This window comes from Actinomadura livida (genome assembly GCF_014648675.1).
Taxonomy (GTDB): domain Bacteria; phylum Actinomycetota; class Actinomycetes; order Streptosporangiales; family Streptosporangiaceae; genus Spirillospora; species Spirillospora livida.
Window position 1 is genome coordinate 92,606 of record NZ_BMRO01000001.1, and the last position, 21,593, is coordinate 114,198.

The window sequence follows — 21,593 nt, forward strand, 5'->3', positions numbered from 1 at the left end:
TGTAGCCGCAAGTCCAGCTGTCGCCGGACACCGGGAACGGCAGCCGCGTGAAGTCGCTTTCCCCCGCGGTGACGTTCCTCATCCACACGTAGTACCCGGTCGCGTGATCGGCGTCCGTCCACGTCAGCGTCGCCTCCCCGTCCCCCGGCGACACCGCCAGGCCGGCGGGCGCCGCTGGAGCCGGCCCGGTCGGCGTCACCGACACCGCACCGGTCGTGCCGCCGAGGATCGCACCGTTGATCGCCTGCACCTTGAACTCGTACGTCGCGCCGTTGAGCAAGAGCCCGTCCGTCCAGGGGCCGCCGTCGACGGGATAGGGAAGGCGGGTGAAGGTTTCGTCCCCCCAGGTGACGTTCCGCTTATGGATGTAGTACCCGCTCGCGTTCGGCGCCGCGGTCCAGTTGAGGGTCGCCTTGCCGTCGCCCGCCGTGACGGTGAGGTTCGTCGGCGGCTGCGTGGGAACCTCCCCCGTCGCGGTGAATGTCGCGGTGTTCGACCACGCGCCCCCGTCGTGGCCCTTGAACGCCTGGATTCTGATCTCGTAGGTGTTGCCTGGGATGAGGGTGGGGTTGGTCCAGGGGCTGTCGTCCGGCCCCAGCAGGTGCGGCAGTTCGTAAAAGTCCGCGTCACCGTTGGTGGTGTTCCGCTGTACGACCTTGTATCCGGTCGCACCGGTGGAAAGCGTCCAAGACATGACGCCTTGGCCGTCACCGTTGGCCGCGACCTGCAGTTGCGGCGGCTGCTGCGGCCCCAGCGGGACGGACGGGTAAGGACGCGGGTAGGTGGCTCCGAGACCGAACTCCGTGGCCAGCGCGTCGGAGAAGGCGGCGGCGATCTTGACGTCGCCCGCCGCGTTCGGGTGGGTGCCGTCCCACAGATCCTTGTCGGGGTCGATGTCGGCGTTGTTGTCCGCCACGGCTATGGGCGAAGTGGCCGTCGACATCGAGGACGCGACATTGGAGATCCGAGCGTTGTAGGCGGACACCAGTGAGGCGAACGCCGAATCGGTCTGTGCCCGTCCCGTCGGCAGCAGTTTTCCGATGACCAGCTTGATGTCCGGCTTGGCGGCCCTGGCGTTGCCGATGAATGCGCGAAGGTCGGCTTCGGCTCCTGCGGCATCGTTCATCGCGTAGGCCAGGTCGTTGATGCCGAGCAGAACGAGCAGGTAGTCCGGCGAGGCGGCCGACACCTTGCTCTGGATGACGGATTTCTCGTCGAGCAGCATCCGTCCCCAGACCGCATTATGCGAGGTGGGGAAGCCGGAGTCGGCGTAGGTGCAGTCGCTCTGCTTGTCCTGGACGTTGTCGAAAAGCGAATTGTAGGGGCCGACGAACTGCGGGGTGACCCCGTTGGCGGTCAGGTGCTCGTAGAGCCGGTATCGCCAGGTGTAGTCACCGCTGCTGCCCTGCGAGATGGAGTCCCCCGTGATCATGATGTCGGGGGTTCCTCCGCTGGGCTCGTCCGGGAAGGGTTCGCAGGGCCGCGGCATTTCGAGGGCGGCGGGGAGCTGCTGCCCCTCTCCCGCCTTCGCGCGGAGCCCGTCGGGGTCCTTCGGATCCACCTCGGGAGCCGGCTTCTCCGGGGATCCGGCAGGTGGGGACGGCCGTGAGCCGGCGGCCGGTTCCGTTGTCCGCGCCGGTTCGTCCGCTTGCGGCGCCGTGGGTTTCGGCGGCTGTGCCGGCGAATCGGCGGGCGTCGTGCTCCCCGCTCCGCCGCGCGCGGGAGTGGGCGCGGGCTCTCCGGACGCCGGGGACGCCGCCAGCGCGACCAGCAGGGTACCCATCAGGACCCCGATGAGCAGAATGCAAAAACGCCCGACCGTGCGCGAATGGTAATGCATTCCAGCCGTCCTTCATGCCTCGTGACCTCTGAGTACACATGCGGCCGGAATCAGGCATTTTCCCGCACAATTCCCGCTGGACGAGAATTTAACACGGGAAAGTCTATTCGTACACTGTGATCTGGATCACTGGCTTTACTGGATTTGTTGATGTCCTTTGGATCAAATGTTGCTGTCCTTCGGATAATTTGTCTGTGAATTCTTCGCGCCCTAATTCCTGGCTTCAAGTGATCACGGGGTGACCGTCCGTCGAGCCGGCCGGCCCGCGCGGCGCGCCCATCTTCCGGGGACCTCGGCCATTGCCGGTCGTTCACCGGCTCGTTGCCTGGGATGGCGCCTTTTGGTGCGGTCCAATACCTCGCTCTTCAGCGGCCACCGCACCGGTTCAGGGGCCCTCCGGCACCGCGGCCGACCATGCCGGCGCATGCACGGGTGTCGACTGGGTCGTCTCCGAGCCGCTGCCGTCCACCGCACGCGGGAGGACCTGTGGCCCGGACGGACCGAGGACGTGTACGTGCAGGAGGCACGTAAGTGCCGATGGAGACTGGTGTGGTGTTCGCAGTTGGTGGGATCGGTGGGAAACTCAGAGGTATCTGACCAGTTCCTGGTCATGCGATCGGGCAGTGCCGGTGGGCCGGTGGCCAGGTGCCGCCCGGTCGTATTGCTGCGCCTCGCCGCGCCCGGCCCGGCGATGCCATCAGAAGGAGTAACCGCTCCACATGACGTGGTTCGAATCCATTGTCCTTGGGCTTGTCCAGGGGCTTACCGAGTTCCTGCCGATCTCCTCCTCGGCGCATCTGCGGCTGACGGCGGTGGCCGCGGGGTGGCGTGATCCGGGGGCGGCGTTCACCGCGGTTACGCAGATCGGGACCGAGACGGCGGTGCTCGTCTACTTCCGCAAGGACATCGCACGGATCATCACCGCCTGGGCGCGCTCACTGGTGCGCAAGGAGGCCCGGGGGAACATCGACGCGAAGATGGGCTGGCTGGTGATCATCGGCTCGGTGCCGATCGGGGTGCTCGGCCTGACGCTCAAGGACTACATCGAGGGGCCGTTCCGCGATCTTCGGCTGATCGCGTGCACGCTGATCGGTCTCGCGATCGTGCTGGCGCTCGCCGACCGGTACGCCGCGCGCAACGCGCAGCGGGCTGAGGCCGCCGGGCGGCACCGTGCGAACCGGCCGGTCAAGGACCTGGATGATCTGACGGTCCGGGACGGGCTGATCTACGGGCTGTGCCAGTCGCTCGCGCTGATCCCCGGGGTGTCGCGGTCGGGCGCCACGATCACCGGTGGGCTGTTCCTCCGGTACAACCGCGCGGCGGCGGCGCGGTACTCGTTCCTGCTCGCCATCCCGGCCGTGCTGGCGTCCGGCGCGTACGAGCTGACGGAGATCGGCGAGCCCGGCAGCCATGTGGACTGGGGACCGACGATCCTGGCGACCGTCGTCGCCGGGCTGGTGGGCTATGCGGTGATCGCCTGGTTCATGAGGTTCATCTCCACCAGGAGCTTCATGCCGTTCGTCATCTACCGCATCGCCCTCGGCCTCACCGTGCTGGCGCTTGTCTGGTCCGGTGCGCTCGACCCGTTCGCCGGCGGCGTCAACGGGTGATTTCCGTGGTTGTCCGGAGGTGGCCGGGCGGTCGTACAGGGTTCAATCGTTCTTGGATGCGGGGTGCTTCTAGGATGTCCCGGCCTGACGGGGCTGTCAGGCCGGGTGAAAGGGCGGTGCGGGGTGGCTCAGCTGGCCATTGCGAAATCGTTCATGCCGCAGTACGCCAAGCTGGAGCCGAAGGTGCGCAAAGGCGTGGACGCGGCCATCGGGAAGTTCGCGGACCTACGCGACGGTGACGTCCCCGGTCGCGGCGGCCGCCGCCGCGGCCCGCCGGTCGAGCGTCATCGGCCAGTTGTCGTTGAGGACGAGCGCGGCCTCCCCCATGGCGCCGAGGTCGAGCGGGTTGACGATGCGGCGGATCGTCGGGATGTCGGCGCGCGGCGGTTCGTACCGCCGGACCTCGTTCTCCATCGCCTGCTCGATGGCGCCGAGCGCGACCTGCAGGTCCCTGAGCCGGTAGGGCGCCTGCTTCTGCGGGGCGAAGTCGGGGTGCTTGGGGAAGCGGTGGTCGAGCAGCTTGCCGCAGACGTGCTCCAGCGCGGCGTCGAAGCCGAGCGCGGCGGGCGGGCGGATGTCGACGGCGGCGTCCATGCCCATGATGTGCTGGTCGATCTGCTGCCCGATGTCAGCGTCGTCGTGGGCGGCCAGCCCGTACGCCTTCTTCAGGACGTCCCGCAGCCTCGTGTCGAGGGCGTTGCAGCGGCTCTCCAGCTGTGTGCGGGCGTGGTAGCGGTCTTCGTCGGTCAGCAGCGGGGTGTTCTCGCGCAGCCGTTCGCGTTCAAGGATGTGCTTGATGACGACCAGCTCGCCCAAGTCCGAGAGGCGATCGGTGGAAAGGAACGACGGAAGCCAGCACAGCGTGGACAGGTTGGCCCGGCGGGAGTCGGCCCGCAGTTCCTCGACGCGGTTGCGGTCCTCGGCGGGGCCGAAGACGTCGTCGAACGGGTAGTCGACGATGACGCGCAGCGCGCCCGGCTCCTCCGCCGCGAAGACCTCGGCGGAGGTCTTGGGGTCGGCGACGTTGGCGAACACCAGCTCGACGACGCGGGTCGTGCCGCGCCAGGTGACGGTGCGGCGGCTGACGAACGGGTCGGTGTCGCCCGCCTTGAGCTCCTCCCAGAGGATCTCCTTGAGCAGGCGCCGCCTGGCCGCGTCGTCGTCGACGTTGCGGACCTTGTCCAGGATGCTCTTGGTGTCGACGCCGATCAGCGCGACGTCCACGGTCGGGTTGCCTTCGCCGTGCAGGCGGATCTCGCCGAACTCGCTGGCCAGGTCGCGCAGCGTCTTGTGGACGACCTCGCCCTGCCGGCCCGGCAGCATCGAGGGGATCGAGCCGTGGTTGAGCGCGGCGAGCCGCCCGGGGTTGAGGGTCTTCAGAGCCGGGACGTTCGGCACCAGCGCCTTGAGCATCAGCGTCTTGACGACCAGGTCGTCGCCGCGGAACGCGTGCGTCGGCGGCAGGGCTGCGGCGTCCTCTTCGGTCAGGCGGTGCCGGGCCAGCAGCCAGGGCCGCAGCCGCTCCTGGTAGAAGTTCTTGGCCTGGTCGAACTCCGAGCGCAGCTTGTCGCTGAACGGGTCGACGCCGCCGGTCAGCAGCACGTCGAAGATCGCGCCCAGCGGGATCAGCTGACCGGCGGGGAGGGTGTCGCGGTGGTCGACGAGCAGCTGCAGCATCAGCTTCAGCGCCGTGCGCTCCCGTTGCAGGGCGCTGGAGATGTCGACCATCGTGTGCAGGAACGCCGGGCTGAACGGGTACACCGACCGGAACGCGGCCTGGTCGGTGCCGCCGCCCTGGGAGTCCAGGAGCGCCTCCCAGACCTGCGCCTGCGCACGCGTGATCCGCTCGAAACCGGCCTCGATCTCGGCCCGTGCGCGTTCATCTTTTGGCTTGAGGAGCCGCTGCCGGACGACCTCGGGCAGGTTCGCGTCGGCGAGCTTGATGAAGTCGAACCGGCCGTCCCAGTGCTTGAGGGTGTCGAACAGCGAGGTCTGCTGGGCGCCCGCGACGTCGCGTCCCACGAGTTCGCGCAGGTCCCGCTGCCGGGGCACGAAGCTGATGATCGGCGCGGGCCGCCGCCAGTCCGCGGACTCCACGAGCTTGGCGACCATGCTCGCCTGCTCGGCGACGAACGCCGGCTTGGCGAGGTGGGTGTTGAGCCACAGGACCAGCTCGTCGAGCAGCAGGATGAGGGCGTCGTACCCGAGCACCTCCTTGGCGTGCCGACTGATGATCGCGAGGCCCTCGTCCAGGGGGACGAAGGCGTCGGCGTCTCCGCTGACGGCCTGCCGGTAGGCCGCGAGGTGCGTGGCCAGCAGGTCGGCGACGAGGTTCTGCCGCTTCAGGTCGCCGTGCGGGGCGTTGAGCGCGGCGTCCAGTTCCGCGGCCGTCCAGCCGATGCTGCCCCACTCGTCGTCCTCCGTGGACGGCAGGCCCGCGAGGAACGCCTCGTCCCCCATCGACGCCCGGAGCGCGCGCGCGTTCTCCAAGAGGAGGTCGTCGCGGTAGACGGGCGCGGGCGACGCTTCGGGGTGCAGCCGGGCGGCGTGCTTGACGTAGTCGCCCAGCACCGCCGACGCCAGGGTCGCCGAGCCGCTCAGGTGGTAGGGCACCAGAAGGATCCTGCGGCCGGAAAGCCAGGGGTCGTGCTTGTCCACCACGGGCCGCAGCAGTTCTTTGCTGCGCGCGTCGGGATCATGCTTGACCAGCGCGTGCAGCATCGCCATGAAGTGGCTTTTACCGGACCCGAAGGAGCCGTCGATGTAGGCGGCGTGCGAGGTTCCGGTCTCCACCGCCGACTGCACGATGCCCAGGGCCCGATCGAACGACTCGGCGAGCTGCGGCGTCACGACGTAGTTCGTCACCGTATGGTGATCGGCGATCCCGGCGGTCAGCTTCAGCACCAGGTCCCCGGAGTGCACCCGCTCCGGGATCTCGATGAGGTCCCGCAACAGCTTGGTCATCGGCCCTCTCAACTCGCAACGTCCCCCTGGGCTCACCGCGCAGCGCCCGCACCCGTCCCCGGCTCCCCGCCCGGCGTAGTCAGATCCTAGGCCCTGCCGCAAAGGCTTAGTCAGGGATCAGGGCGCCTGCGATGACGTCCTCGCTCGGGCCTGTGCCGGCCGCCGGCCGGCATGGGAGGCCGTACCGGTCCGGCACGCCGGCAGTGTCGGCGCGCGGGTGGCCGCTGCTCATGGATCACCGTGTTTGTAGGTGCGGTATCTGGTGGCGAGGGTGTCGGTGTCGTAGGCGGGCCAGAGGGTCAGGGCGCCGGTGTTGCGGTCGATGATGATGACGTTGTCGAGTGTGTCGTGCGGCGGGGTTCCGGGGCGGGCGATGAAGCCGTCGTCGAAGGAGTCGACGGTCAGCGGGACGGGGTGACCGGCGGTGCGGACGTAGTAGTCGTCGGCGCGGCGCCAAGCCTCCGGGCGGTCGACCGGGTGGACCTGGAGGGCGTAGGCGGCCAGAACGTCGGAGACGGCGCGGACCGTCGGGCAGCGGCCGGTGCCGCAGGCCAGGCAGATGAGGCGGTCGTGGCGGTCGCGCCCGTACCGGTGCGCGGTGAGGACGGTGGTCAGCGCTGCGGAGGTGGCGAGCGTCAGCATCCGCGCGGTCCGCAGGAACGACAGGCTGTACGGGTCGAGGGAGCCGGCGTTCTTCTCGGCGAGCGCGTCGAGGGCGCGCGGGTCGGGGGCGCGCGGGTCGGTGCGCATGGCGGCGGTCATCGCGGACCGCACCTGGAGGACGGTCCATTCGCGCAGGTCGCGGCCGCTCATGCCGCTTCTGCCGCGGAAGCGGAGAAGAACGCGGTCACGGTGCGGGACCGGTCGTTGCCGAACCAGCCCCATCCAGAGGCGAGCAGGGACACGGTGCGCAGGCCGCGTCCCGATTCGGCGTCGGCGGCGGCGTCGGTGACGGTGGGTTCGTACGGGGCGCCCTCGTCGGTGACGGCGACGGTGACCGCACCGTCCCAGCGGGCGATCTCGACGGTGAAGGCGCCGCCGGGCTGACCGGACTTCGTGTGCCTCAGTGCGTTCACCACGAGTTCGTCCACGGCCAGGAGCACCTCGTCCAGTTCGGAGCAGCCGGCGAGGAGTGCGGAGGTGAAGCGGCGGGCGGCACGCGCCTGGTCGAGTTCGCCGGGGAAGGCGCGGCGCCAGCGCTGCGCGCCCGCGGGGACAGATGGGAAAGGTGTCGGGTACGACATGAGGGTTCCTCAGCGCGTAGTAGCCGGTTCGTCATCGTGCGTGTTCATCGTCACAGCGCGAACCTGCACGCACTCGCGAAATCCCACGTCAGGCCGCTGATTGGCACGCTCATAATCTGAGCATCGACGGTCCGTGCGCACCGAATCCGAATGCACGCCAACGGAATGTGCGGGCGGCCCTCCCCGTTTTCGGGCTGGCCTCCGGTCGGTTTCGAGTGGACCGGGACGGGGTGAGTGTTGACCTTCGGCGGCGCGGCGCGGGGAGTCGGCGTCAAGATGGCAATCATGCGTAAGGGCAAGGGCTGGGGGCCGTGGCTGGCGGTCCTGGCGGCGGTGACCGGAGTGGTGGTGCTGGCCGGGACGACCTTCGCCCCGCTGTTCGGCGAGGGCAAGGACGGGCTGGGGGAGGCGGCGAACCGCGCGCAGCTGACCGGGGGTCTCCTGCTCGGCGCCGCGGTGGCCCTCGTCACCGTGGTGCGGTGGGCCCGGCAGCGCTCCCGGGGGCGTGGCGCCGCCGTACCGGCCGCAGACGCCGTGGCGCAGGCCAAGCAGGTGCTGGCGGAGCTGGTGGACCAGCAGTGGAAGGAAGAGGCGCGGCTGCGGTCGCTGGATGACCCCGACCCGATCCCGGTGCGGTGGCGGACTCCGGAGGCGGCCGAGTTGATGGACCATGCCGTCAACATCGATCCGTCCGCCGGACCGGGCGGTGGGCGTGCAGATGGGTCGGCACGGTTGTGGTGGGCGGCCTCCAGCGCCGACATCGATGCGCTGGCCGACCGGTTCCGCCGCACCCGGCGGCGCCGGCTGGTGATCCTGGGCGGACCGGGCACCGGCAAGACCACCCTGGCGGTGCAGTTGCTGTTGCAGCTGCTGGCCACCCGTACCGCCGATGAGCCGGTCCCGGTGTTGCTGCCGGTGGCCGGCTGGGACACCCGGCGCCATCCCCGGCTGCAGGAGTGGATCGCCGACCGGCTCACCGGCGACTATCCGGCGCTGCGCTCACCGGAGCTGGGCGCCGAGGTGGCACGGGCACTGGCCGGGCGCGGGCACATCCTGCCGGTCCTGGACGGGCTGGACGAGCTGCCCCCACCCGCCCAGAACGCGGTGATCACCGCGCTGAACCGATCCCTGGGCGGGGACGACCAGCTCATCCTCACCAGCCGCACCACCGAGTTCACCGCCGCGATCAGCGCCGCCGGGGACGTGATCACCTCCGCCGCCGTGCTGGAAGCACGCCCGCTGACACCCGCGGCCGCCGCCGACTACCTCACCCGCTGCCTGCCGCCCTCCCCCGGGCCGGCCTGGCAGCAGACCCTGACCGCGCTGCGCGCCGCACTTCCGGCCGACCAGACCCCATTCGGCCAGGGGGCCGGCCGGCCGGCGGCGGCGCTGGCCGACCTCACCGCCACCCCGCTGGGACTGTGGCTGGTCCGCACCGTCTACACCGCACCCGGCGCCGACCCCACCCCACTGACCGATCCGGCCCGCTTCCCCACCCCCGGCGCGCTCCAGGCCCACCTGCTCGACCAGCTCATCCCCGCCCTGATCACCACCCGCCCCCCTGCTGACAGCTCCGCCGAACCGTTCCGCCCTCGCCGCCGCCACGACCCTGTCCAGGTCCGCCACTGGCTGGGATACCTGGCCCACCACCTCACCCACCAGCCCGCCACCGGCGGCCACGGCGGCCAGGGCACCCGCGACCTGGCCTGGTGGCGGCTGGCCGCCACCACCCGCACCTTCACCCCCAGCACCCGGCTCATCATCACCCTCGGCACCACCCTCACCATCGGGCTCGCGGTCGGGCTCGCGGAGGGGCTCACGGACGGGCTCACGGAAGGGCTCGTGTTCGGGCTCACGGCCGGCCTCGCGGTCGGGCTCGCGGCCGGCCTCGCAGCCGGGCTTACCGCACGGTCATGGGCGCAAGACTCACCCGGATACGCCGATTTGCACCTCCGCCGACGCTCGGCCGCCCTCGCACGCAACCTCGCAGCCAGGCTCCCGCACGGGCTTGCGGCCGGGTCCGCGGTCGGGCTCGCGTCTGTCTTCACGGGCAAGGTCGGGGAGTACTACCTCTCCGTGGACGGCTACACCTACTACAAGGACCGCGGCGGCTACTTCGTAGCGGACGGCTCCTCATTCCCCGCGGGCGGCGACACGGGCAACCTCGCGGACTTCCTCGTGAATGGGCTCGTGGAAGGGCTCGTGGAAGGGCTCGCGGTCGGGCTCGTGTTCGGGCTCCCGCTCGCGATTGCGCTTGGAATCATGGCTTGGGCAGCGACACCAGCGCAGACTTATCACGCCACAACACCGATGAGCAGCTGGCGCACCGACCGGAGACTGAACCTTCTCCGCTTCTTCACCATCACCCTCGCCATGGCCCTCACGACCACACTCGTGGCCGGGATCACGGTCACACTCGCGCTCGGGGGCACGGGCGAGCTCGTGTCCGGGCTCACGTTCGGGCTCGCATTCGGGCTCGCATTCGGGCTCGCATTCGGGCTCGCATTCGGAAAACACCGGGCCTGGTGGGCCTACCAGCTCGCCACCTGGAAACTGGCACGGGCCGGTCACCTGCCCCGCAAACTGATGCCCTTTCTGGACGACTGCCACCGCCTCGGCCTGCTACGCACGGTCGGCCCCTTCTACCAATTCCGCCACGCCGAGCTCCACGACCACCTCGCCGCAACCCACCCGCCCCGGAACAGCGCCGGCAGGCGCCACCACCGCCCCACCTGACCGGAAACACGAACGTCGCCCTCGCCCAAGACTGCAGGGCGGCACAGCGGAAGGCCGGACGGGCAGCCACGGAAGGCGGTTGGTGAGGCGGGTGAGCGCGCCGGCAGCGAGCACTCACGCGCTGAATGTTCACGCCACCGTGGCGGCAGGCCCCGGGAGCCCGCCGCCGGGCGGGCCCGCTCCCAGTCCCCTGACCTGGTCGGCTTGCTTTACGAGCGCTTCGCGTCCTGGAATCGCTGGCTGAGAGCGGGGGAGGAAGGCGTCACCCGGGGCAGCGGCGGCTCGGCGTACCAGTCGGCCTTGTACCGGCGCAGCAGGTCCTCACCGTCGCGCTCCCATGAGAAGCCGGACCTCTTCAGCAGCTTCCGGAACACACGGTCGGCCGCGGCAGGTCCGGCTTCGGCCACCAGACGCCGGATCGGGACGGGGCTGATCCCCTCATCACGCAGGTACGCGGAGATGACCTCGCGGTAGGGCCGTCGCCGGATGAGGTCGGGGTCGGCGAAGGCGCGCTGCGCGACGGGGTAGTCGACGTAGAAGCCCAGTCCGTCCTCCTCGTCGTAGATCAACGCGACGTCTTCCGCGGTGGTCCATGCCTCGGGCAGCGGCGGCAGGTCCGGTTCCGTCCATGGACCGTCCGTGCTGCCTGCCCGCTCGTAGATGTGGCGGTACAAGGCCATCAGGGTCTGGTGGACCTTTTCGCCGGGGACGACGATCAGGTCACCGCCGTTCAGGTCGATATACGCCCGGCGCTGCTCGGCCTGCAGTTCGCGGGCTTGGGCGAGTTTCTCGGGGTTACGGAAGACCCGCTCCGGAAACCTCATGACGATTCCGGGCAGCCCGGCCAGCACCTCGTCGGCCTGGTCGGCGGGGAAGGCCGTCGGCGTGCCACTGATCATCCACTCGTCGCCGACGGGCACGATCCCGCCGATCATGACCGTCCCGGGGGTGAGGGCCTCAACGCCCTCCGCCCCCATGTTGGAGCGGACGCGGTAGGTGAGCTCGTCAACATGGTTGAAGGCGACGACACCGTCATCGCGATACGGCTCGGTGATCTCGAACATGCCCTGCACGTTGTCGAGCCAGCCCAGCAGCAGCGCCCTGTCCGCCTCGTCCAGGTCCCGGCGTTCGGCGACGAACCGTTCCACCACCCGGGATCCGCTTTCGAGCCGGTGGTTGAAAAGGAAGTCCTCGATGACGGCGGAGAGGGCGCTCTCGTCGTTGACGACGCCGCCGGGAAAGGCGTCCAGGACCAGCTCGCTCAGCGGGCCGTCGAAGCGCTCGGACAGGGCGAAGTTCACCAGCTCCCCCTTGAGATCGCCCGCCCGTGCCATCTGATCCATGTTCGTCCCTCTTCGTCGCCGGTTTCGTGGGCGGCACGCAGGCTACCGCCGCGGGCCGACTCATCGCCGGACGAATGATCGGCTTCCGTCCCGCCCAACCGGTCGCCGCCCGTCCCGAGCACGCCTCCGGCGAATCAATCGAAGATAGACGTTTTCTCGTCCAGAACGTCTTGCACTGATCCCGTTTCCCCGCGAAACCGCGGCCCACAGACGACCCGAGCCGCCGCCTCGGACATACGGGCTGTGAACTCTCAGAGCCTGAACGTGCAGAAAATGAATGTGCGCGATTACATGGACGGCGACACCTCCGGAGGCCGCCCCCGCACGTCCACCGGATGCATGTCCGACATGCACTGAAAAGGGCGATGGGTTCGCTGTCAGATTGTCCCGGCGGCAGGGCTCCGTTCCTCCGGCGGAAAGGGTGGAAAGCGTGGGCATCGACCGGCCCGGCGGGACCGACACTCACGCGGAGAACGTCGAGAAGCCACCGGCCGAGGACCGTCCGGCGGCACCGCCACCCGACCGGCCAGGGTCGCCCGGCCAGCCGTCCCGCTTAGAAAGCCTCCGCGCCGCCCGCGAGGCGCAGGAGGCCCGCCGCGCCGAGACCGGCACGCAGCAGACAGCTCCGCAGGAGACAGGCGCCGAGCAGCGGGACGAACGCGAGAAGGACCGGGGGGAGTCCTCCTCGGCCGAGCCCGCCGACAAGGAGCCGGACGCCCAGGCCGGTCCGAAGCTCCCGGAGAGGGGACCGGGCGGCGAGACCGAGTCCGACACCGAGGCCGGAAGCGGCGACCGCGATCGGGAGACCGACCGTTCCGGATCCGAGATCGGACAGGCACGGCCGGACGGACGCGGCGAGCAGCCCTACGCGGCTGCCACCGGCGAACTCACGCCGGAGCAGGGTACGGAACCGCGCGGGGAGGTCCGGGACGACAAGGCCGAGCCTTCCTATGACGGACCTGCCGACGAGAGGCCGGACGCACCGGCCGAACCGCAGACCGACGAAGACCGGCCGATGACCGGCGAAACGGAGCCAGAGGATCCGCAAGACCGGGACCATCAGCCACTCCCCCAGCAGGACGGCCGCGTACCCGGCGACGACGGGAACGATTCCCGCGGAGGAGCCGGCAACGAACAGCAGCCCCAGGCCGATGACCAACCGGCCGGTCACGACAACACTCCGCAGGACGAGCCCGCTCCCGCCGACCAGCAGGACAGCGGCAGCGAAACACAGCAGGCCGCCGAAGCCCCGGTCCGCGCCTCCGAGAACCCGGAACCGGGGGACGCCCCCCTCTTCCGGGTCGCCTGGCTACCGGCAGCGGAGGAAGGCGTCACGCGCTGGACATCACCCGTCGTCCAGTTCAACGAACAGATGCCCGGCAACCAGATCGAGCGCCGTGATAGGAATGCCGAAGGTCGACCGGGGACGCTAGCCACCACAGAAGATGAACCGAACAAATACCGCAATCTCCCCGAACTCACCCGAGATGGAACTCCCGGACGCGGCGAACTCCGTCCACCCGAGGACGATCCCGTCGACCGCAACCCCGACCCCGAGGAAGGAAAGCGGAGCCGATGGGAGAACTACGACCGGGTCAATACCGCATTCGATGCTACGAAGAACATCATCAAAGGCGTGAAGGACCTTCAATCAAAACCATCACCGACAGGACAGGCAGAGTCCAAGACTGATGTCGGCGCCCCTAAGCCCGAGCCTCATACCGGGTACGCGACAGATCCCATGAGCAACGGGATTGTTGCCTTCGCCGCACTTCTCAGTGGGGGGGTACAAATGTACCGGAACTACAGGCCTACTCGACGGAGCGAACATGCCGATAACTGATAACCAGATAGCCACCTTGCGAGCTCAACTCGCGGGGCGGATGGATGAGCACGAACGTCTCCTAGACCAACTGGACACGGAGGAAAGCCAGACCGGCTACATCGCCCTGGTGACTGCAGCATTCTTCGAGGCTGTTGACCGAAGGTTCATCGTCAACGACAAGGTCGTTGACGATGCAGAAGTCATCGAGTTCATCGCCTATCAACGTTCAGCACACCCCGTCGCGGCCGAGCAAATGGACCCCACTGTCGCTGAACAGGTCGTCCTGCATGCTCTAGGCAAGGGGTCGATAAGCCAGGACGTCGACGGTGAGACACTGCTCGGCACAAAAATACTCCTGCTCGCAGCACTGACGGCAGAGGCCGACCTCAGTGAGAGCGAGCTTGAGAGCTTCCTGGCCAAGGCGCGCGCCGAGGCGGACGAGCACATCGGCTAACACGGCCAACTACCCGATGGGTGTCAATATGACGGGCAGTTTTACCAGCCACGTCACGGACATGCACCTGGAAGCATTGCTCGCGCTCCTGGTCGAAGGTCCTGAAGAGTGGCTGGAGCGGTACGGGGAAACAATCAAGAATGAGAACAACGTCGGATATTCACTCCTAATTTACCACGCCTTCAACGAGGCCCTGCGGCTGAGATTTTCGCCGACCTACACCGTCCCGCAGATAATCCGCTTCGTCGCTGATCTTCGCCTCACCCTTAAGGAGTATGCGCATGAGCTGGATCCTCGCGTAGCTGAAAGCCTTATTCGCTACTCCCTCGGCGACGATGCTTTCACCGGCCGTCCGCCATTCGGTACGGACGAAGTGACGGTGATGCGCGCCCAGCTCCTCATGCTCGTTGCTCTTGTCTCGGAGGAGGAGCTCGACGAGGCGGAGTTGGTGAAGTTGGTCAAGGACTCCGCCGCTCTCGCCAGGAACCGGGGCGTGGTCGAGCAAGGCCAGGATTCGGGTGTTTAATCGGAACGCGCACTCGGACGGAACGTTTGGGCTGAAAGGGTTCCCTCGCACGGTGTTCTGCGCCCGCCTCGGAAGCGCGGACAAAAGGCGCTTGATCAGTAGACGAGAGGCTTAGCGGTCTTGTAGTCAACGAGGACCCAGGTGTATTCACGGTAAGCCCACATGTCGCCCGCCATGTTCCCGTACCACCTGGGTAGGTCGCGGAGTGTTTGCAAAGGAATCCTCGCGGAATTCCTAAGTGCTACATGAACCTCATCACCCTCGACACCGAGCCCGACATAGCACATCGTTCCCCAATAGACATTGGGAGTTTCTTCCCTAACTTTCTTCAGCGGAATCCCACCTTGCTTAAGCTCCTTAGGGGTCCCGATCGAACTGATGATGTTGCGATGGAATGCTCGTTCCTTGGCGGTGACGGGCTTCCAAACAGGGCGCGATGCTTTTGAACTGGATGATCCACCAGCAGGTGATTCTGTTTTGGTGCTTACAGTCGGATTAGAGGTCGCCTTTTCGGATCCGGGATCACCTGCGACCGATTGCCCGTCCCCTCCGGTTTGGCATCCACTCGCGAGGGAGATGGCAAGAAAAAGGACTAAGAACGATAGGCACCCCGCACTATGGCCCCGCGCCTTCTGGTCCGAATTCATCTTACTCACCGCTCCCCTCACGTCACGCATACTCAGCCAAGCCGACTGGAAGTGGGCGCGAGCCGGCTGATACTTCGGTGGCGAGGGGATAGAAATTCTAGCGCCTCTACCCCCTCCCCCGGTAGAGAGGCTGGAACTTGGGTGTATCGGTCACAGAAGGGGGCCCGCCAGGTCTGCCAATATGCGGATAGCGAAGACTAAGGCTCCCGTTCACTTTGCCAGGCCGGGCCGAGCAGAGCGACGTGGTCTACGTATCAGTTCCTGACAGGCATATCTCCAGGGGGACGGTCGACCGGGTGTCGGTGCCGTGGCATTGCGCGGAGGGCGTGATCAGGGAGGAACAGGACCGACGAGCTGGCGCGCCGTTTGGAGCGTGAGACAGGTTCGGTCGACTGTCCGAGCACATACGGGCGCGTTCGATAGAAAATTGTGGCCCTGTTCGGCCTGACCACCCGTTCATTTGCCCGCGGGGGACCCTGACCTTCATGTACATAGGGTAGTTGGACGGTCACGCCTCACTTCCCCCGGAGGATCGACATGGTCAGCCCCTTCGTACGACGCCAGCGCCTCGCGACCGTACTCCGCGAACTCCGGGAGGAGCGCGGGATGATGGCGGACGAACTCGCCAAGCGCATCCACTACTCCCGCACGAAGATCAGCCGCCTGGAGAACGCCTACGGCCGTCCCGACGTCGGCGATGTAATCAAGATCCTTGATGCATTCGGCATCACAGGCACGAAGTGGGAGGAGATCGTCCGACTCGCCGACGACGCATCCACCAAAGGATGGTGGGATCGCTACGGCGACGCTATGGGAACACGCCAGCGCCTCTACGCCGACATCGAGTCAGGTGCAGCAACGATCCGTGAGTACAACAACACCACGGTGCCTGGTCTGCTCCAGACCCTCGAGTTCAGCTCGGCCCTCGTCAAGCCCAAGCGCGCTGAGGGAGCACTCGGCTTCAGCCCGTCCAAGATGATCGAGGCTCGGGAACGCCGTCAGAAACTCATCTTGAGCCCGGACGGCCCCAGCTACGACGTCATACTTGACGAGGTAGTCCTGCGGCGCATCAGCGTGCCGATCGAGATCATGGCTGCCCAGGTGCACCACCTGATCAACTGCGTTACGTCCGAGGCCAGCCTTAGCGTGCTTGTACTCCCCGTCGACGCATACATGGAAGGCGTCGCCGTCCCGCGATCCGCCTTCTCCCTCTACACCTTCCCAGACCCAGGAGACCCTCCAATGGTCATAGTGGACGCTCCCAGCCACGACCTCGCATACACGGAATCTGACGAGGTCGATCAGCACACCAGGAGGTATGACCTTCTAAGCAAGGCTGTTCTATCCTCGGAGGACAGCCTCAGATGTCTTGCCGAGGCTGCCGATCGACTAACCTGTAAGGCAACTGGAGCAGGTGGATGACCAAGAAGTTCGGAGCGTGGCGAGTGTCCAGTTACAGCGAAGCTGGTGGGCACTGCGTTGAGGCAGGCCGTTGCACCTCTGGCACAATCGGCGTCCGAGACTCCACACAACAGGGCAAGGGTGCGATCATCGAATTCACACGTTCGGAGTGGAGCGTCCTCCTGAACGCGATCCGCGCGAAGTGAAGACGCCTTTCAGCGCGTCCCAGCAGCTAGTCCCCGATCGATAGCTCCCACACAATTGCGCAGCACCGCTACAGACATCCCGTGAGGCTTGTAGCGGCTGCGCTTCTACGACGGCAAGGCGTTCGGCACGCGCAGAGCAACTGCTGGCCTGGTGCCAACGATCACCAGTCATCGGACGTGGGCGGGTAGGGCCGCCCACCGCTGACCAGTGGCCTCCGCGGTAGCGGCCGCGACCGTGGCGCGAGAACGGAGATCAAGATTGCTTCTTCTTGCGGCCGGCGCACTTGGGCTTCTCTGGGCGCGAGTTCTTGAGATCGTCGTCTGAGATTCCGTACTCGTGCTGCTTATCCTCCAGGTACATGGCGTAGGCGTCGACCGGGCTCTGCCCGAACGCCGGGTCGACCTCACCATGCCACTGCTGCGCCCATGGCGACACCTCAGCAAGCCCGGCAAGGAGCACGGGCGAAACGTAAGGTCATCCGCTACCTACGGAAGACAGTATCCGCGTGCCACTCCAAAAATTCCGCATTAGGGCGATCACGGCGACGTCGTGGGGTGGAAATGCCGTTACCTTTGCACTGAAAGTACTCATTGCCATTACCGAACTCATCGCGAAGTCGAGGGCTCACCATTAGCCGGTACTTGGGGTCGATGCCGAGGTACCCACGGTCGAACAATGTGTGCACATCAGATCGCAACAGAACGCCGTTGTCGAGTCGGTGCTCCCCACCCTTGGGTAGCGGCAGAACATGGGCTGCCTGCAACACGGGGCGAATTTTACTTCCAGTAACGGCGCAACGGCCTTCATAAGCATTCAGCACGACCGCTTTGAAGGCGGTTTGCCCCAGCCTTTGAGGAGCCAAGCGCTTATCTCCATAGACTGGGCCTGGACGGTGCCATGAAACGGACAGGTCGACGTCAACCTCATGACCAATGAGCCTTGAAAGGAGATACTGAAAGTACTCAGCCTCCCCGTGCGTCCCTAGATCGAAGCTCTTACCTTGAACAAGGTTGGGCTTGAAGTCACGAGGTGGCTCCGGGCGCTCCCCGTACGAGAAGAACCGAACATCACGCAACAGGATACATCCAATAATGGGATCTTCACTTGGGGCGATTGATGCTTTACGGTAAAATCCGATCCGCCGTCTCATCCCATCAAGGCTGGCTGCACCGTTGCCTTCGCCGTAGAGGGCCCACGCTTCGGATAGACGGAGACGCGCGAATCCACTGTAGAACCCTCCGCCTACAATGCGGTTCTCCGGATAGTGCGATTTGAAAAAGAACGGCTCACCCGGTGTCAGGACATTAAAACCGTGCTCACTTGAAGGACGCCAAAATTAACCTCACTAATTGTTGGCCGCTGCGCGAGAAAATTGGACCATTCTCCGTCCGTGACGCCGACATAAGCCTTCATGGGTCCATGATGGTACCTCACCGGCGAACAGGTCAAGAGGTAAGAAGTTCACATATGAGACGTCTCGCCTCTGCTTGGCCGAATAGGCGCTGGACCGGGACAGCACAGCAGGGGCAAGAGACTGCGCGACGCGCCGAAGCACATATACCCGGCTCGTCTCGACTCGCACACCAAATGAAGAAGGTCAGGGCTAACTGGGCAGGTGCTTGGGATCAGGTAAGCAGTTTCAGGTCCGGGCCGGCAGCCAGGGGTTCCCGTTGGTGAGTCGGGTGAGGGCGTCGAGCAGGCCGAGGCTGGTCAGCGTGCCGTCGTGGGCGAGCGCCTCATCGAGCCTTTCATGGTGCGCAGTGCGTCGGCGGCCTGCTCGGCCCAACACCAGGAGTCTTCACCGCCGGACCGGGCGTGGTGGTCCAAGACCGCCTGCAGTTCCCGTAGAAACGTGCGCGTTCCCGGGGCGGCACGGGCGGTCATCGCCGCGACCGTCTCGGCCGAGACCAGGGTGCCGAACAGTTCGGCCAGCGCACCCGCGGTGCGGTCCTTGGAACGGAACTGGCCTGCGTAAAGCAGCCGGGGGCGCTCCACCGACGTCCGCTCCGGTCTGCTCGCCGCCGAACCGGGTGAGAGGATTCCGTCCTGGACAGGCCGCACCGCCCGGTCAAAGAACCGCGTCGGCAACCCGACCGGCCCGACGTCGCCGGGGTTGCGCTGGCCACCGCAGGTCGTCGACCCGCGGGACCCGCTGCTGGTGTTCACCGAGGACGGCCGGCAGATACCGGCGAACGTGCCGCTGCCGCCGGAACCGGTGTGGGTGCTGCATCCCGAGGAGCGCGAACTCTCGGTCGACGGCCCCGTCGACGAGCGGGCGGAGGCGGCGATGCCGCTCGGGTGGCCGGGGTGGCGGCTCCGTCTTCTGGAGCTCGACCAGGTCCGTTCGATCGGGCTGGACCGGATCAGGACGGTTCGCGGGTTCGTCCGGCCCCGCGTCATCACCGAACAGCCGGTGCACGGGGTGACGACGCCCTACGGCTCGCCGGTCCATGCCGTCCCGCCGAAGGTATGGCTTCCCGGGATCGGGACGGAGACCACCTGGCGCATCGAGGTGCGTTCGAGCGGCGAGGGGGGCATGGTCGGGTCCCGGAACGTCACGTCCGATGGTCCCGTCAGCGTCGACGACCTTTGGGACGGGCTCCCCCGGCCATTGGCGGGCGCCTACGACGTGGTGGTCCGGGGACCGCTGGGCCGAGGCGCACGCAGGTCGGTGGTGGTGGCGGAAGGGCTCCGCGTCTCCTTCCACCCGGAGGTGCGGCTGTTCGCCGCCGGAGGGCTCTCGGCCGCCGAAGCCGACGTCAGGGCGGGGCCCGGAGCCCGTGTCGTCCCGCGGGAACTTCACTTCGACGCGCGGGAGCGGGCGCGCGTGGTGAGCTTCCAGGCGCCGTCCGGCAGTGAACCGCTCGTCATCACGCCTCCGCATCTGGAGGTACTGCACCAGCATCCGGACGTCGGGGCGGTGTGGAGCGCGGGTCCGCTGCGGCTCACGAGCGAATCGTTCGACGAGCCCGGCGAACTGCTGGTGCGGCTCCCGGGCGCGTCGAAGCTGCCCGCCCTGAACGTGCTCACCAGCTCGGGGACGGCCCAGACGCTCGAGCCGAGCGGCTCGCAGCGCGGCGGCATGGCCAGATACCCGTTGATCAAGCTTCGTGACACGGTCGGCGAGTTCAAGCGCGCAGAGCTGCTGCTGGGTGAGACACCGCTGGTGTACGTGCGGCCCAGGCGGCTGGCCACCGGAGTGTCCGACGCAGGCGGGCATCTGCTGCTGCAGGACGCGGTCGAGATCGAGGGTCTGACCGCAGGCGTGTACCTGGTGACCGCGCCGTGGCGGCGGCCCGTCCTGCTGCCGGTGACGGAGAACCGGATCGTGCTGCCCGCGGACCTGCGGGACGCGGGCCCGGTGAGCGTGCTGCTGCAGGTCGAGGACCCGTGGGCGTTCACCGACTGGCCGCGGTGGCCGTCCGGGCAGGCGCTCACATGCGACCGGCCCGGCGTGTACGAGGCGGGCGACGAGGAAGAGACCGCGCTCGGGGAGTTCCTCGTCGGCGACGCCGCGCCGCCCGCCCGGATCGAGCGCATGGAGCGCCTCTGGACGATCGTGGATCTCGACGACGACCTCCAGGACGCGGGTGCGGCCCCCTACATCGCCGGTCCCTGCGAGAGACTTCTCGCGGCCGCGCCCAACGCCGCGCTCAGCGCGCTGCCGACTGCGATGCCGGCCGCGGAACGTGTCGTCCCACTGCTGGTCAGGACGGGGCTGGCCGCCGTCGCCTTCGATGTGGGCGGTCCCGGCCCGGATCCGCGCGTCGTCCGGGAGCTCTGGTCGACGGCGCCGGCGGCGGCCGCGCTGCTCGCCGCGTTCGGCGACGCACACTGGGTGGACGCGGCACGGGACGTCTGCGGCGACGTACTGGACACCGTCCTCCGCGACGGACGTGACCCGCATGCCGGAGTCGGCCGGTTCGGGCCCGAGGCGGCGCGGCTCGCGCACATGAACCCCCAGCAGCTCGAAAGCGTCTGGAGCGCGGCCAACGTCGTCCCGCGGACCCTGCTGGATCCGGACGCCCGGCTCGCGGCGGCACGGCGGCTGTTCGACACGCGACGGTCGGCGACGGCCGCGTCGCTCGCTCGGCAGGCAGCCGACCTGGTGACGCACGTCCGCCAGGTCATCGCGAAGTCGAGCCACCCCCGGCTCACCGAGCAGATCGACCGCCGTGCCCCCGGGAAGGCCGCGGCGGGCTGGCAGTTGCTGCCGGCGGCGTCGGCGGCGATGGCCCTCACGGCACGGCTGGCGGCACGCGGGGACGAGGAGGCCGCCGGCGCCGAACGGTCGACGCGCAAGTGGTGGCTGCCGCTCGCCATGCTGGCGCCCGAACTCGCGGGCATCGACCTGGTCGTCGCCGAACTGCTGCTGTCCGCGCCCACGCTGGAGTGGCCCGCGGCCACCTCGGACGAGGAGGTCTAGCCTGGCGGGCATGCACGACAACGGGAGGCTCGCCCAGCGGTTGCGGGAGTTCGCGGCGGAACGCGACTGGGACCAGTTCCACACCCCCAAGAACCTCGCGATGGCCCTGGCCGGCGAGGTCGGCGAACTCGTCGCGGAACTGCAGTGGCTCACCCCCGAGGAATCGGCGGCGGTGATGGCGGACGCCGAGGCCGGCGCCCGACTCAAAGCCGAACTCGGCGATGTCGCCATCTATCTCACGCGGCTCGCCGACGTCCTCGGCGTCGACCTGATGCGGGCGGCGCACGACAAGCTCAACGAAAGCGAGCGGCGCTACAGCGCCGCCGCGTACCGCGGTTCGGCGCGTAAAGCACCTCCCATGACCGACTGA

The 21,593-nt window shown here is 67.6% G+C and carries 17 protein-coding genes; 9 read left to right on the forward strand and 8 right to left on the reverse strand.

Annotation, left to right across the window (positions count from 1 at the left end; all coding sequences use genetic code 11):
• Nucleotides 1-1,561: GDSL-type esterase/lipase family protein (locus IEZ03_RS00400; protein ID WP_189241135.1), on the reverse strand; the 1,561-nt coding region annotated here is incomplete at its 3' end.
• A 998-nt stretch (nucleotides 1,562-2,559) separates the two neighbouring features.
• Here IEZ03_RS00400 and IEZ03_RS00405 point away from each other — a divergent pair.
• Nucleotides 2,560-3,450 carry an undecaprenyl-diphosphate phosphatase gene (locus IEZ03_RS00405; protein ID WP_189241136.1) on the forward strand — a complete coding sequence of 297 codons (891 nt, stop codon included), beginning with the start codon at nucleotides 2,560-2,562 and terminating at the stop codon, nucleotides 3,448-3,450.
• Nucleotides 3,451-3,675: 225 nt separating this feature from the next.
• On the opposite strand, the gene IEZ03_RS00410 is transcribed toward IEZ03_RS00405, so the two are convergent.
• The 3 genes from IEZ03_RS00410 to IEZ03_RS00420 form a co-directional block, all read right to left on the reverse strand.
• Nucleotides 3,676-6,414, reverse strand: coding sequence for a DUF6079 family protein (locus tag IEZ03_RS00410; protein WP_184883128.1), 2,739 nt, complete (start codon nucleotides 6,412-6,414; stop codon nucleotides 3,676-3,678).
• A gap of 228 nt (nucleotides 6,415-6,642) precedes the next feature.
• Nucleotides 6,643-7,227: an SUKH-4 family immunity protein gene (locus IEZ03_RS00415; RefSeq protein WP_184883125.1), complete on the reverse strand. Its 585-nt coding sequence runs from the start codon at nucleotides 7,225-7,227 to the stop codon at nucleotides 6,643-6,645.
• Entirely contained in the window at nucleotides 7,224-7,658 is a 435-nt protein-coding gene (locus IEZ03_RS00420) for an ATP-binding protein (protein ID WP_184883123.1), read from the reverse strand. The genes IEZ03_RS00415 and IEZ03_RS00420 overlap by 4 nt, the downstream gene beginning before the upstream one ends.
• Before the next feature lie 285 nt (nucleotides 7,659-7,943).
• On the opposite strand from IEZ03_RS00420, the gene IEZ03_RS00425 reads away from it, so the two are divergent.
• On the forward strand, nucleotides 7,944-10,394 hold the full coding sequence (locus IEZ03_RS00425) for an NACHT domain-containing protein (protein ID WP_184883121.1): 2,451 nt from the start codon (nucleotides 7,944-7,946) through the stop codon (nucleotides 10,392-10,394).
• Nucleotides 10,395-10,603: 209 nt separating this feature from the next.
• Here the strand turns inward: IEZ03_RS00425 and IEZ03_RS00430 are convergent, their stop codons facing one another.
• Nucleotides 10,604-11,737: a DUF7986 domain-containing protein gene (locus tag IEZ03_RS00430; RefSeq protein ID WP_184883118.1), complete on the reverse strand. Its 1,134-nt coding sequence runs from the start codon at nucleotides 11,735-11,737 to the stop codon at nucleotides 10,604-10,606.
• Nucleotides 11,738-12,167: 430 nt separating this feature from the next.
• Between IEZ03_RS00430 and IEZ03_RS00435 the strand changes: the two genes are divergently transcribed.
• The 5 genes from IEZ03_RS00435 to IEZ03_RS38765 all read left to right on the forward strand — a co-directional run bounded on the left by IEZ03_RS00435 (nucleotide 12,168) and on the right by IEZ03_RS38765 (nucleotide 16,796).
• Nucleotides 12,168-13,580 (forward strand): hypothetical protein, encoded by a 1,413-nt coding sequence (locus tag IEZ03_RS00435; protein ID WP_184883116.1) that lies wholly within the window; start codon nucleotides 12,168-12,170, stop codon nucleotides 13,578-13,580.
• The gene (locus tag IEZ03_RS00440; protein WP_184883114.1) at nucleotides 13,567-14,016 is read left to right on the forward strand and encodes a hypothetical protein; all 450 of its coding nucleotides are present in this window, start codon (nucleotides 13,567-13,569) and stop codon (nucleotides 14,014-14,016) included. The genes IEZ03_RS00435 and IEZ03_RS00440 overlap by 14 nt, the downstream gene beginning before the upstream one ends.
• Nucleotides 14,017-14,044: 28 nt before the next feature.
• Entirely contained in the window at nucleotides 14,045-14,542 is a 498-nt protein-coding gene (locus tag IEZ03_RS00445; protein WP_184883113.1) for a hypothetical protein, read from the forward strand.
• Between the two features lie 1,184 nt (nucleotides 14,543-15,726).
• On the forward strand, nucleotides 15,727-16,611 hold the full coding sequence (locus tag IEZ03_RS00450; RefSeq protein WP_184883111.1) for a helix-turn-helix domain-containing protein: 885 nt from the start codon (nucleotides 15,727-15,729) through the stop codon (nucleotides 16,609-16,611).
• Complete coding sequence (locus IEZ03_RS38765) at nucleotides 16,608-16,796, forward strand: DUF397 domain-containing protein (protein WP_184883109.1); 189 nt, start codon at nucleotides 16,608-16,610, stop codon at nucleotides 16,794-16,796. Before IEZ03_RS00450 ends, IEZ03_RS38765 begins: the two co-directional genes overlap by 4 nt.
• 253 nt (nucleotides 16,797-17,049) lie before the next feature.
• Here the strand turns inward: IEZ03_RS38765 and IEZ03_RS00460 are convergent, their stop codons facing one another.
• The 3 genes from IEZ03_RS00460 to IEZ03_RS37360 form a co-directional block, all read right to left on the reverse strand.
• A complete protein-coding gene (locus tag IEZ03_RS00460) occupies nucleotides 17,050-17,256 on the reverse strand; it encodes a DUF7008 domain-containing protein (protein ID WP_184883107.1) in 207 nt (68 codons plus the stop codon).
• A 22-nt stretch (nucleotides 17,257-17,278) separates the two neighbouring features.
• Nucleotides 17,279-17,947: an HNH endonuclease gene (locus tag IEZ03_RS00465; RefSeq protein WP_229807877.1), complete on the reverse strand. Its 669-nt coding sequence runs from the start codon at nucleotides 17,945-17,947 to the stop codon at nucleotides 17,279-17,281.
• 560 nt (nucleotides 17,948-18,507) lie between these two features.
• Complete coding sequence (locus tag IEZ03_RS37360; protein WP_221480647.1) at nucleotides 18,508-18,792, reverse strand: hypothetical protein; 285 nt, start codon at nucleotides 18,790-18,792, stop codon at nucleotides 18,508-18,510.
• 118 nt (nucleotides 18,793-18,910) lie between these two features.
• Here IEZ03_RS37360 and IEZ03_RS00475 point away from each other — a divergent pair, with 118 nt between their 5' ends.
• On the forward strand, nucleotides 18,911-21,223 hold the full coding sequence (locus tag IEZ03_RS00475; protein ID WP_184883105.1) for a hypothetical protein: 2,313 nt from the start codon (nucleotides 18,911-18,913) through the stop codon (nucleotides 21,221-21,223).
• A 10-nt stretch (nucleotides 21,224-21,233) separates the two neighbouring features.
• Nucleotides 21,234-21,593, forward strand: coding sequence for a nucleotide pyrophosphohydrolase (locus tag IEZ03_RS00480; RefSeq protein WP_184883103.1), 360 nt, complete (start codon nucleotides 21,234-21,236; stop codon nucleotides 21,591-21,593).